Annotated in this window: 9 protein-coding genes; 6 read left to right on the top strand and 3 right to left on the bottom strand. The window is 69.9% G+C overall.

The features are described from left to right. Nucleotides 1-127: 127 nt before the first annotated feature. The 5 genes from BMY35_RS08115 (at nt 128) to BMY35_RS08095 (ending at nt 9107) form a co-directional block, all read left to right on the top strand. Nucleotides 128-1006 (top strand): LysR family transcriptional regulator, encoded by an 879-nt coding sequence (locus BMY35_RS08115; RefSeq protein WP_093196745.1) that lies wholly within the window; start codon nt 128-130, stop codon nt 1004-1006. A gap of 185 nt (nt 1007-1191) precedes the next feature. Further along, nucleotides 1192-2235, top strand: coding sequence for an OmpA family protein (locus BMY35_RS08110; RefSeq protein WP_093196743.1), 1044 nt, complete (start codon nt 1192-1194; stop codon nt 2233-2235). A gap of 88 nt (nt 2236-2323) precedes the next feature. Next, nucleotides 2324-7063, top strand: a complete 4740-nt coding sequence (locus tag BMY35_RS08105) for a CapA family protein (RefSeq protein ID WP_093196741.1) — start codon at nt 2324-2326, stop codon at nt 7061-7063. Further along, nucleotides 7060-8001 carry an alpha/beta hydrolase family protein gene (locus BMY35_RS08100; RefSeq protein ID WP_093196739.1) on the top strand — a complete coding sequence of 314 codons (942 nt, stop codon included), beginning with the start codon at nt 7060-7062 and terminating at the stop codon, nt 7999-8001. Before BMY35_RS08105 ends, BMY35_RS08100 begins: the two co-directional genes overlap by 4 nt. A gap of 14 nt (nt 8002-8015) precedes the next feature. Continuing rightward, nucleotides 8016-9107, top strand: a complete 1092-nt coding sequence (locus BMY35_RS08095; protein WP_093196737.1) for an aldose epimerase family protein — start codon at nt 8016-8018, stop codon at nt 9105-9107. Here BMY35_RS08095 and BMY35_RS08090 read toward each other — a convergent pair. From BMY35_RS08090 to BMY35_RS08080, 3 genes are all read right to left on the bottom strand, one after another. Beyond that, nucleotides 9039-9776, bottom strand: coding sequence for a Crp/Fnr family transcriptional regulator (locus BMY35_RS08090; protein WP_093196735.1), 738 nt, complete (start codon nt 9774-9776; stop codon nt 9039-9041). The two genes, BMY35_RS08095 and BMY35_RS08090, sit on opposite strands and share 69 nt — an antisense overlap. 101 nt (nt 9777-9877) lie before the next feature. Beyond that, nucleotides 9878-10840: an AraC family transcriptional regulator gene (locus BMY35_RS08085; RefSeq protein WP_256228261.1), complete on the bottom strand. Its 963-nt coding sequence runs from the start codon at nt 10838-10840 to the stop codon at nt 9878-9880. Between the two features lie 82 nt (nt 10841-10922). Then, nucleotides 10923-11864 carry an SMP-30/gluconolactonase/LRE family protein gene (locus tag BMY35_RS08080; RefSeq protein ID WP_093196733.1) on the bottom strand — a complete coding sequence of 314 codons (942 nt, stop codon included), beginning with the start codon at nt 11862-11864 and terminating at the stop codon, nt 10923-10925. Nucleotides 11865-12001: 137 nt separating this feature from the next. On the opposite strand from BMY35_RS08080, the gene BMY35_RS08075 reads away from it, so the two are divergent. Beyond that, the gene (locus BMY35_RS08075) at nt 12002-12775 is read left to right on the top strand and encodes an SDR family NAD(P)-dependent oxidoreductase (protein ID WP_093196731.1); all 774 of its coding nucleotides are present in this window, start codon (nt 12002-12004) and stop codon (nt 12773-12775) included.

Here is a 12775-nt window from a genome sequence, read left to right as displayed (position 1 = left end):
TTTCTTGCGATGAATCGATGTCCCGAGGATGGGCGCCCGACGCTCCGAATGCCATTCGCTTCTTTGGACAGGGGGCTCCAAAAAAGCGAACGGACCGGTCCGGCCCCGAAGCTCACAATCCGTTCCCATGGAGCTCTACCAACTGAAGACCTTCGTCGCCATCGCGCGCGAAGGCAGCCTCACGCGGGCCGCCGAGCGCGTGTTCACCAGCGCGCCGGCGGTGAGTGCCCAGCTCAAGGCGCTGGAAGACGAGCTCGGCGTGAAGCTGTTCGAGCGCACGCCGCGCGGCATGTCGCTCACCGAGGCCGGCACCGGCCTGCTCGAGGAGGCCGAGCGCACGCTGGCCTCGGCGATGCGCATGCGCTCGGCGGCCGACCAGCTGCGGGGCGCGGCGCAGGGCGTGGTGCGCTTCGGCACGGTGGTCGATCCGGTGGCGCTGCGGCTGGGCGAGGTGCTGGTGAAGCTGGCGGAGCGGCATCCTCAGGTCGCGCTGCAGCTCAGGCAGGGCCTCTCGTACGAAACGCTTTCCGCCGTGCAGCGCGGCGATCTCGACTGCGCCTATGTGCTCAGCGACGGCGAGCGCATCGAAGGGCTGGAGCTGCACCGGCTCGGCGTCGTCGATCTCGTGGTGACGCTGCCGCCTCCGGTGGCCGAGGCGCATCCCGACCTCTCGCTCGACGAACTCACGAACCTGCCGTGGGTCGGCACGCCGCCTTCGTGCATCCTGCGCGTGCATCTCGAGAAGCTCTTCGCCGGCGCGGGCCGCGAATACCGACAGGGCCGCACGGCCGACGGCGAGAGCGCCATCCGCAGCATGGTCGCGAGCGGCATGGGCGCGGGGCTGATGCGGCTCGACCAGGCGGAGCAGGGCGAGCGCAACGGCGAGCTCGCGATCTGGAAAGGGTGGCGCTCGCACACATGGCTTTGCTGGGTTGCGCCGGCGGAGGACAGGAGGGCCGTAGCGGTCGATGCGGTGCGCAGTGCCGTGATGGAAGCCTGGGCCTGAAACCGGTACGCGAAGAAGCCGGCGACACACCACGCGTTGGTGCTAGTTGCGCCATCTCGCGATCGTTCTTAGGAGCTTCTTCTTAACAGGCATATCGAACGGCGTATTGCCCGCCCACCGAGCCGCCGATACCTTCGATGCGCGCCTCACCCGAGGCGCTATTCGCCTGGAAAACGGACAACCACATGGCTCATTCGATCTCCGCGCTTCGCCTCGTCGCAGGCTTGCGCTGGCAACAACTCCTGGCTGGCGCCGCACTGCTCGCGGCCGCTGCTTTTTCGTCGGCAGCAGAGCCCGCGAAAGACCACCCGCTGGTCGGCCGCTACGAAGGCTCCGTGATGGATGCCTTCCAGAGCAAGAACTACGACGAGGTCGGACTCATCCGCGAACCCATCCAGACCTGGGGCGACCCCAGGCCCGTGCCCAACCGGTTGCAGGTGGCGGGCAAGGTATCGCTCTACTACTACCACCTGCCTGAAGGCCGCTCGCTGCTCGAGGTGCAGCGCAACTACGAGGCCAGCCTGAAGGCCAAGGGCTTCCAGATGCTGTTCTCCTGCGCTAGCAACGACGGCAGCTGCTACAGGAAGGACCCGGACCGCAGCGGCCCCAACACCGACGTCTCCGCGCTGGCCGATGCGGTCGACACGCCCGAGTGGCCCATGATCGGCCTGGGCCGCAACTACGTGAGCACCTATTTCGGCACCGGCGGTCGCTACCTGCTGGCCCAGTACGACAGCCCGAACGGCGGCAAGGTGTACGCCAGCATCGCGCTGGCCGAAGGCAACTTCCGCGGCAACTTCGCCTTCGTGAAGGTGGTCGAGGCCAAGGCCATGGAGACCGGCAAGATCGTCTTCGTCGATGCCACGGCCATGCAGAAGAGCCTTGCCGAGAGCGGCCGCGTCAACCTCTACGGCATCCACTTCGATCTCGACAAGGACAACATCAAGCCCGACTCGCAAGCCACGCTCGACGAGATCGCCAAGCTCATGCGCAACAACCCGCAGCTGCGCGTGCAGGTGGTGGGCCACACCGACGCGCAGGGCGAGGAAGGACACAACGCCGACCTGTCGCGGCGCCGCAGCGTGGCGGTCATCGCGGCGCTCGCGAAGACGGGGCTCGATGCGCGGCGCTTCAGCTCGCGCGGCGCGGGCTCGAAGGAGCCGGTGGCGCCCAACACCAGCGAGGACGGACGCGCGAAGAACAGGCGCGTGGAGCTGCTGCGGCTGTAGCAGGTCAGCCAGTCGTCAGGCTGCGAGCAAATTCCATGGATTGACGGGATGGCGGGCCGCGCCGTGGCCTGTCATCATTCGCGGCTGCATGAATCAAGACCAGAAGAATCCTCTTGCAGATCTGTTGAACCGCGCCAGGCAGGCCCTGGCGGACCCGGCGGGTGTTCTGCCCGCCACGGCGCCTGCCACCGGCGAGGCGGGTTGCGTGGTCTTCTTCGCCATCGGCGACAGCGGCAGCCGGGCCCGCGTGGCCTCGGGCCGCGGCGGCGACATCGAAGCCGCATGGCGCGCCGCCGCCGATGCCGTCACCACGCAGGCCAGGCGAGCCGCGCAGCAGCCGCAGCGCCTGCGCGCCGAAGTGGTCGACAAGGTCGTGCCCATGAGCTGGGGCGAGCTGAAGGCGAGGCTCGCGCAGACCAAGCGCAACTACTTCAACGAGGGCATCGCCTTCGACGCGCGCTTCGAGTTCGCGCTGCTCGCGCAGGAGATGCACGGCAGCGCGATCCTCTACAACGGCGACGTGGACCATGCCGAGCCCAACGCCGGCAACCTGCGCCTGCACACCAAGCGGCGCTTCGGCCGCGAGCTCAACTTTCCGGCGGACGATGCCGCGCCCGTCTGGTGCTTCACGACGCGGGCGGTCTACGTCGACGCGAAGGGCGCATGGCCGGTCACCGCCGAAGGGCAGGCGGCAGGCTTTCGCGAGCTGCGTGAATGGAACGCACAGCAGGTGCACGCACTGATCGACGACGCGGGCAACTACCTCGCCGAACAGGTCAAGCCCACGGGCGAATTCCACTACGGCTGGTTTCCCTGCTTCGACCGCACCATCCCCACCTACAACACGCTGCGCCACGCGAGCTCGACCTACGCGATGCTCGAGGCGTGGGAGCTCACGCGCAACGACGCGCTCAAGGCCGCCATCGACCGCTCGCTGGCCTTCCTCACCGGCACGCTGATCCGCCCGGCCAACCTGCCCGACGGCACGCGCGCGGCCTACCTGCTGGACATCGGCAGCGAGATCAAGCTCGGCGGCAATGCCGTGTGCCTGCTCGCGCTGGTCAAGTACACCGAGCTCACGGGCGACGAGCAATACCTGCCGCTGCTGGAGCAGCTCGCGCTGGGCATCCGCCACATGCAGGACCCGGAGACGGGCAGCTTCGTGCACGTGCTCAATGCGCCCGCGCTCGACGTGAAGGACAGGTTTCGCGTCATCTACTACGACGGCGAGGCGGCCTTCGGGCTGATGCGCCTGTACGGCCTCACGCGCGACGAGCGCTGGCTCGCGGTCGTCGAGAAGGCCTTCGAGCACTTCATCGCGGCCGAGCACTGGCGCGCGCACGACCATTGGCTGAGCTACTGCGTCAACGAGCTCACTCGCTACCGGCCCGAGCTGCGCTACTACCGGTTCGGCCTGCAGAACGTGTCGGGCTATCTCGACTTCGTGCTGGAACGCATCACCACCTTTCCCACGCTGCTTGAGCTGATGATGGCCGCGCGCGACATGGTGCTGCGGCTGGAGGCCGACCCCGAGTTGCGCCCGCTGCTGGAAGGGCTCGACCGCGACAGGTTCGACCGCGCGCTGGAGTACCGCGCGCGCTACCTCGCCAACGGCCACTTCTGGCCCGAGCTGGCGATGTTCTTCCGCAACCCCGCGCGCATCGCCGGCTCCTTCTTCATCAAGCACCACAGCTTCCGCGTGCGCATCGACGACGTGGAGCACTACCTCTCCGGCTACGTGGCCTACCACCGCATGCTGAAGGAGAACGAGGGCCGCGCGGCGGGCACCGGCACCGTCGCATGGGGCGGCGACGTGAACCTCGCGCGCCGCCAGCACTACCGGTTGAAGGAGCTCGGCGGCGCGCACAGGATGCTCGGCGACATCGCCGCGCTGCGCGAGGCCGACCTTCGCATCGCGAATCTCGAATGCGTGGTCGCCACCGTGGGCGAGCAGGGCGTGGACAAGGGCGAGGCCGGCCCTTACTACTATCGCGCGCGCCCCGAGATGCTCGCGGTGCTGACCGAGGCCGGCATCGGCATGGTCGCCACCGCCAACAACCACAGCGGCGACTACGGCCCCGAGGCGCTCATGGAGCAGCAGGCCCTGCTGCAGGTCGCGGGCATCGCCCATGCGGGCACCGGCCGCACGCCCGAGGCCGCGCTGCGCCCGGCCTTCCGCCGCGCGGGCGGCGTGCGCGTGGCGCTGTTCTCGCTCGACGCCACGCAGCCGAGCTTCGCCGCGACGGCGGCGCGCGCGGGTGCGGCCTGGCTTCCGCTCGACGATCCCGCCGCATGGACTGCCACGCTCACGCCGCGCATCGAGGCCGCGCGCCGCGAGGCCGACGTGGTGCTGGTGGCGGTGCATTGGGGCGCCAATCTCGAAACCGAGCCCACGCAGGCCGAGATCGCCGTCGGCCACGCCATCGTCGACGCCGGCGCGGACGCGGTGCTCGGCACCTCGGCGCACGTGCTGCAGGGCATCGAGCTCCATCGCGGCCGGCCGATCCTGCACGACGCGGGCGACCTGCTGTTCGACTCGGTGCGCAACGACTTCGGCGACTCCGGCGTCTTCACGCTGGCGCTGAGCCCGCGCGGCGTGGAGGAGGTGACGTTCACGCCCATCGGCGTCGGCTTCGGTTTCTCGCGGCAACTCGAGGGCGACGAGGCGCAGGCGCTCGGCGAGCGCTTCGCCGCGCAATGCCGCGCGCTCGGTACCGAGATGGTTCCGCTGCCTGGCGGCCGTTGCGTCGCGAGGCTGTCGCCACCGGACCGGCAGGCGTTCCAGGCCGGCACCACAGACGCTGCTGCGCCAGCACAGCAGCCCGCGCCGGTCATCGCTGCGCTGTCCGCGCCAAGGCCCGAATGGCTGGTCGACGCCGTGCCCGACGACGCGCGCATCGCGCCGCTGCAGATCGGCCCGCTGCGCCTCGTGGGCCTGCGCTGCACGCCGAAGCAGATCGTCGGGCGCCGCCTGCTGTGGGTCGAGTCGTTCTGGTCCGTCGACGAGCCCGTCGCCGCCGACCTGCGCGTGGGCTTCCGCGCGATGCCGATGCGCAGCAGCCGCATGCCGCCGTGGGGCGAGGGCATGGACCACGACCCCTGCGACTGGATGTGGCCCACCAGCCGCTGGGAGCCCGGCCGCATCTACCGCGACCGCTACGGCCTGAGGCCGCCGCGCGCGGGGCTGCTGGAAAGCGACGTGCTGCAGCTCGAGGTGAGCGTGCGCGGCGATCTTCCCGACCTGCCGCCTCCGCGCCGCCTGCCGTTCTGGTGCGGCCTGCGCGTACCGGAACTGCCCGCGCCCCTGCCCGAACGTCCCGCGCCCGTGCTCTCGGCCGACCGGCACGGCGCGGCTGCGCACCCCGCGCCCGTGTGGACCGCCGAGGAGGTGCAGCGGGCCACCGGCGGGCACTGGCTGGTCGAGCCGCCGGCGGGCTGGTACGCCAACTCGGTGGTGCGCGGCCCGGTGCACATGGGCGTGCTGCCGCAGCCGTCTCTTTTCGTCGCTTCCGACTACCGCACGCTGGCCGTTCACGAGAGCTACAGCAAGCCAGGCTCCGACAACTGGGACCGCCATCTCGAGCTGCCCCGCCTGCAGTTCACGCTGGCCGGCGCCGTCGTGGCCCGCACGGTGGAGGGGCTCGATCCGGCCTTTCCGCTGCTGCAGGCCGATGATCCGATTCGCGCGATGCTCGCAATGGGCGAGGCCGCGCGGGCGCGCTTCAAGGGCCTGGTGGTCGGCGTGACCGGCACGGTGGGCAAGTCGTCCACCATCGCTATGTTGCGCGACCTGCTGCCGGAGCGCGCGCGCGTTCACACCACCGTCTACAACTACAACTCGCGCGTCGGCGTGCCGGCCACGCTGGCGAACCTCGGGCCCGACGTGGACGTGTGCATCCTCGAAATGGCGCAGAGCGGCCTGTGGATGGACCGGGGCCCCATCTCGCTGATGGCCCGGCCGCATGTGGCCATCCTCACGGAGGTGGGGCTCTCGCAGACGCGGCAGGCGCCGACGCTGGAGCTCACGGCTCAATACAAGTCGCGCATCTTTCTCGGGCTGGAGCCCGGCGGCGTGGCGATCGTGCCCGATCACATTCCCTGCCTGCGCCAGGTGGTGGAGGCGGCCGCGCGCACGGCCGGCGCGATCTGGGTGGTGGGCAGCGGGCCCGACGCCAACGTGCGCATGCTCGACGCCCGGCCCGAGCCCGGCGGCGGCTGCCGTGTGCGCGTTGCCGTGCCGGGGCGAACGCACGAGTACCTGTTCCCGGTCGAGAGCGCGGGGCTGGTGCGCAATTCGGTGCTCGCCTTCGCGGCGCTGCTGGCCATGGGCTTCGACGGCGAGGCCGCCTGCGCGCGCATGCCGCATGTGCGCCTGCCGGCCTCGGTGATGCAGGTGCGCGCGCTGCGCACGCTGGGCGGCGTGCAGGCCACGCTGATCGACGACAGCTGGAACGCGGAGGTCATGTCGATGCGCAACGCCATGGAGTTCGTGCGCACCTGGCAGCGTGCCGATGCCGGCCCGGTGCTGCGCAAGATCGGTGTGCTGGGGCGCATCGTCAACCTCGACAAGGACGCCGAGGCCATGCACCGCGGCCTGGCCGAGCCGCTGCTGGCCTCGGGCATCCAGCACCTCGTGACGCACGGCGCCGAGATGCGCTGGCTGCGCGAGGAAATGCCCGCCGAGCTGCTCGGCCCGCACTTCGACGATGCCGTGCAGCTCGCCAACTACCTCGGCACCTTCCTGCGCGACGGCGACCTCGTGCTGGTGAAGGGCGACCGCGACCGTTCCGACTTCGGCAGCATCCCCGGGCTGCTGCAGCGGCTATGACGACGCCGGCCTTCCTTCGCCGTTGCGCGCGCGGCGCGCTCGTTCTGCTCGCGCTGGCGCAGGCGGCTTGCGCGCAGCGCACGGGGCCGGACGTGCCCCGCCTCTTCGCCGCCGGAAACGACGAGGTGCTGTACTGGAACCAGCCCGCCGACCGCAGCCGCTGCCCCGACCGCAACGGCTTCCTGTGGGTGCAGGCCGTAGAGGGACCGTCCTGCATCCGCTATTTCGCGAGCGACGACATCGACGGGGCGCGCATCGCCATCGTGCAGTTCTCGGGCGACCGCGACGGCGTGATGGACCAGGCGCCCACGCGCATTCCCGAGAACACCGACGAACTGCGCACGCTCGACGCGCAGCGCAGCCGCGACCGCGCGGGCGTGCCGTGGATCTTCATGGCACGGCCCGGCACCTACGGCTCGTCGGGCGACCACCGCAAGCGCCGCCAGCTGGTGGAGTTCCACGCGCTCGATGCCGCGCTCGACGCGCTCATGCAGCGCCACCGGCTGCAGCGCATCGTGATCGTCGGCCACAGCGGCGGCGCCACAGCGGGCGCCGCGCTGCTCACGATGGGGCGCACGCGCGTGGCCTGCGCGGTGCTCACTTCGGGTGCCTACGGCCTGCTGGAGCGCGCGCGCATGCTGGGCCGCTCGAAGGACGGCCGCACCGACACCACCGGCAGCACGCAGTTCTACGACCCGCTCGACCACGTGGGCGGCATCGCGCGCGATCCGTCGCGGCGCATCGTGCTGATCGGCAACCGCGAGGACCGCAACACGCCTTTCGTGCTGCAGGAGCGCTTTGCCGACGCGGTGACGAAAGCCGGCCACCGCATCGAGCTGCGCACCCATGCGGCCGAGCCGCCCGACTTTCACGACCTCAAGGACCGCATCGCGCTGCGCACCGCCTCGCAGTGCGCGCGCGAGGCGCTGTTCCCCTGAACCACAGGAGACACATGAGCATCAGCCACGGCAACAGCATCACCTCGCGCGAGTTCGGCCGCATGCCCGACGGCCGCGCGGTCACCGAATACATGCTCGACAACGGCCTGGGCCTGAGCCTGAGTGCCATCAACCTCGGCGGCATCGTCACCGCGCTGCGCGTGCCCGATCGTCATGGGCACAGCGCGAACATCGTGCTGGGCCTGCCCACGCTGGCCGACTACCTCGGGCCGCATCCGCACCTGGGCACCATCGTCGGGCGCTACGCCAACCGCATCGCGGGCGGGCGCTTCACGCTCGACGGCAAGGCGTACCAGCTGGGGCTTAACAACGGGCCGAACTCGCTGCACGGCGGAGCGACGGGTTTCGGCAAGCGCTACTGGGAGATCGCGCCGGTGCCGGCCCGGCAAGCCGGCGACGACGCCATCGCCATCGAACTGAGCTACACCAGCGCCGACGGGGAAGAGGGCTACCCGGGAGAGGTACGGCTGGTGGTGCGCTACACGCTGGGCACGGAGGCGAACACATGGCGCATCGACTACAGCGCCACCACCGACAGGCCCACGGTGCTGAACCTGAGCCATCACGACTACTTCAACCTCGCGGGCAGCGGTTCGGTGATGGACCACCGATTGACCCTCGCCGCAAGCCGCTACTGCCCGGTGGACGCGACGCTGATCCCGCTGGGCATCGCCGAGGTGGCGGGCACGCCCTTCGACTTTCGCGCGGCGACGCGCATCGGCGAGCGCATCCGCGAAGGCCACGAGCAGCTGCTGCGCGCGCACGGCTACGACCACAACTGGGTGCTCGACCGCGATCCGGCGCAGCAGGGGCTGGCGCTCGCGGCGCGGCTGGAGCACGAGGCCTCGGGCCGCGTGATGGAAGTGCACACCAGCGAGCCGGGCGTGCAGTTCTATTCGGGCAACTTCCTCGACGGCAGCCTGCTGGGCAGCGCGGGCGCGAGCCTGCGGCAGGGCGACGGGCTGTGCCTCGAAACGCAGCACTTCCCCGATTCGCCGAACCGGCCGGACTTTCCTTCAACAGTGCTGCGGCCGTCCGAGGTTTTCCGCGGCGCGACCGAGCATCGCTTCGGCATCGCCGGCTGAGTCTTCCGGCAGGGTGCCGAAGTCGGTCGCCGCGAATTCTGGCGACACGTGCACGGCCTCGCCGTCGCGCCGCAGCAGGCCGCGGCTTTCCATGTCGCGCATCGTCTTGTTGACCACCTCGCGAGAGAGGCCCGAGTACGAGGCGATCAGCGACTGCGAGATCCGCTTGTCATAGCCGCCCGCGGGAGCCGGCGCCAGCTCCGTGAGCTGGTAGAGCACGCGGCGCACCAGGTCTTCGGAGGGCAGCGTCGTCACGCGCCGCATCTGGCCGCGCAGCATGCTCATGCGCTTCATGGCCAGGCCCAGCAGCGCCATCGCGACGGCGGGATGCCTCACGCACAGCTCGCGCATGGCGCGGATGGGCACGAGATACACCGATGAAGGCAGCGCCGCCACCAGCGCCTGGGACGAGGTGTAGCGGTCTTCCCGGATCGACAGGTCGAAGAAGAAATCGTCCCGGCGGATGAACTCGCTCGTGAACTCCGCGTCGGGGTCGCGCCCCGGCGCGGCCACCCGCAGCAGGCCGCTGGCTACGCAGTAGATGCTGTCCGTGGGCTCGTCGATGCGCAGCACGGTCTGGTTGCGCTTGAAGTAGCGAAGCTGGCTCTGGCGGGCGAGCGCCTCCCGCTCCGCCGCCGGCAGGCCGGCTGTCAGGGGATGCAGATACATGCCGCGGATGATTCGCGAAGGCGCCTCGCCCGTCTTCTCAATGCGCGCAGGCGCCCCTATTTATTGGTACTTCTGTTTTCGAAAGTACGGTGCCGAAGGCGTCACCCGCCCTGCGCCGCCGCCCGCGCGTCGCGCGGCGTCATGGCGTAGGCCGCGCGGAACACCCGGTAGAAGGTGGCGATGCTGTCGAAGCCGCAGAGATAGGCGATGTCGGTGACGGAACGCTCCGGCGCCTCGGCCAGCATCCTGGAGGCGTCGGCGAGCCGCATGGACGTGAGCGTGCGCGCGAAGGACAGCCCCGTGGGCTCGAACAGCACGTGCACCTGGCGCAGCGAGATGCCCAGTTCGCGGGCAACCCTGGCCGGCGAAAGCTCGGGCAGCCGCAGGTCGCGCGCCAGGATCTCGCGCGCCGCATGCAGGAAGCCCGAGCGCAGCGCGGCGCGGCTTTCCGGCAGGCCCGGTGCCAGGCGCCCGCGCGCCAGCAGCGCCAGCCGGGCGGCGTGGGCGACTTCGGTCTCGGCGCCAGGGATGTCCGCCGGGTGCCGCGTGAGCGCCTGGAACTGCGCCATCAGCGGCCGCAGGAAGGGCGCGGCGCGGTCCAGGGGTTCGGCGAACAGGTCGTCGGCCCGCGCGCCGAGCAGCAGCTCGGGCGTCAGCGGGATCCGCATCATCCGGAAGTCGAAGCCGTCGGTGCGCACCGGCGTGCCGGCGTAGGGCAGGTCGGAGTGATTGACGACGAGGTCGCCCTCGCGTATCTGCAGGCCGGAAGCCCGGTCGGTGTTCATCAGCCCCGGCCCGCGCACCTGCAGGCCGATGCACAGGCTCTGGCTGGCGACCCGCGCGATGTCGGCGCGGGTGCGGCTGATCTGATAGGACGAGGCGCTCATGTTCGAGACAGTCGCGCCGCCGACCGGAATGGCGTGGAAGCGGCCCTGGAAATCGGGCCGGCGCTCGCGCGGCAGCTCGATCGTGACGCCGAACATGTGCCGCCCGCGAACCTCGCACCAGTGGTCGAAGCGGTCCCGCGGGTGGATGTCGTCGGTCGAGAAGTTCAGCATGGCCATCGGCGTCAGAAAGTCCGAATGTCCGACAACTGCGCGCATCCTGCGCACTTGCGGGCGCTACGTCCCTCGACGGCCGTGGGATTTAGCCCGCGAACAGCGCCGCCGGCACGCCGGGGCTGTCGACGCGCACCCTGAAGAGCCCTCCGGCCAGCGGCTCGGCGGCCTGCTGCTCGGGCGTGAGGCTGTTGCGCGCGGTCGTGATGTAGAGCGTGCGCAGGTCGGCGTCGCCGAAGGCGCAGTCGGTGACGTGGCTCGCGGGTATCGCGATGCGGCACAACTCGGCCGCGCTCACCGGGTCGTGGCAGGTGACGCAGGAGCCTCCCCAGTGCGCGATCCAGAGCCGGCCGGCGGCGTCGGTGGTCATGCCGTCCGGCAGTCCGTCGGGCTTGGGGAAGCGGTGCCATACGCGGCGGTTCGACACGGTGCCGGCTTCCATGTCGAAGTCGTAGGCATACAGGTTGTCGAGCACCGTGTTGTTGAAATACATGGTGCGGCCGTCGGCCGACCAGGTCGGGCCGTTGGTCACCTCGAAGCCGTCGTCGTGCTTCGTGCAGCGGCCATCGGCGTCGTAGCGGTAGAGCGCGCCGGTGGGCGCCTTGCAGTCGAAGTCCATGCTGCCGGCCCAGAAGCGGCCGCGGGCATCGCACTTGCCGTCGTTGAAGCGGTTGCCGGTGCGCTCGGGCTCGGGCTGGTGCAGGTAGCGCGGCTTCGCTTCGTTGCCGGGCGCGGTGGTGTCGAACAGCGCGAAGCCGCGGCGCAGCGTGATGAAGAGGCCCGGTGCCGAGGCGCGCTCGGCGATGGCGGTGATCTCCTCGTCGAAGGTCCAGGTGCGCTGCGCGCCGGTGGCGGGGTCGTAGCGGAAGAGGCGCGGCGTGAGGATGTCGATCCAGTACAGCGCCTGCTCGCGCTGCGACCACATCGTGCCTTCGCCGAGGTTGGCGCCGGCGGGCCAGATGCATTCGGCTTCGCCGATGACGGCAGGGGAGGAGAGGGGAGAGGGAACGGGGCTTGTCTCTTTGCTCATTGGTCTTGTTTCCTGTTCAAGTGTCTTCTTGACGCGGCGGATCGTATCAAGGCATATTGATAACGGAAATTAAAAATCCATGCATTGATCGATATGCATATTGCAATGTCAGATGCAGGGCACTCCGGAGACTTTTCTTGAATTCCCCCCAGCTTTCCATCCATCCCAGCCTGGCGGGCCGCACGGTGTTCGTCACGGGCGGCGGCAGCGGCATCGGCGCGGCCATCGTGTCCGCCTTCGCGGCCCAGGGCGCGCGCGTGGCCTTCGTCGACATCGCCGAGGGCGCCAGCGCGGCACTCGCACGGCAGATCGAAGAGGCCGGCCATGCGGCGCCGTGGTGGCGCGCCTGCGACGTGCGCGACATCGCCTCGCTGCAGAAGGCCATTGCCGATGCCGCCGCCGAACTCGGCGACTTCGCGGTGCTGGTCAACAACGTGGCCAGCGACGACCGCCACACGCTCGAATCGGTCACGCCCGACTACTACGACAACCGCATGGCCATCAACGAGCGGCCCGCGCTCTTCGCGATCCAGTCGGTGGTGCCGGGCATGAAGCGACTGGGCTTCGGCTCGGTGGTCAACCTGGGCTCCACGGGCTGGCAGACCAAGGGCTCGGGCTATCCCTGCTACGCGATCGCCAAGTCGTCGGTGAACGGCCTCACGCGCGGGCTCGCGGTGGAACTGGGCCGCGACCGCATCCGCATCAACACCGTTTCTCCCGGCTGGGTGATGACCGAGCGGCAGGTGAAGCTGTGGCTCGACGATGAGGGCGAGCAGGCGCTCAAGCGCAACCAGTGCCTGCCCGACAAGCTGATGCCGGAAGACATCGCGCGCATGGTGCTGTTCCTCGCTTCCGACGACGCGAAGATGTGCACCGCGCAGGAGTTCACCGTCGACGCCGGCTGGACCTGA

Source organism: Variovorax sp. YR750 (assembly GCF_900109805.1).
GTDB lineage: Bacteria > Pseudomonadota > Gammaproteobacteria > Burkholderiales > Burkholderiaceae_C > Variovorax > Variovorax gossypii.
This window is presented reverse-complemented; position numbering and strand designations above follow the sequence as displayed.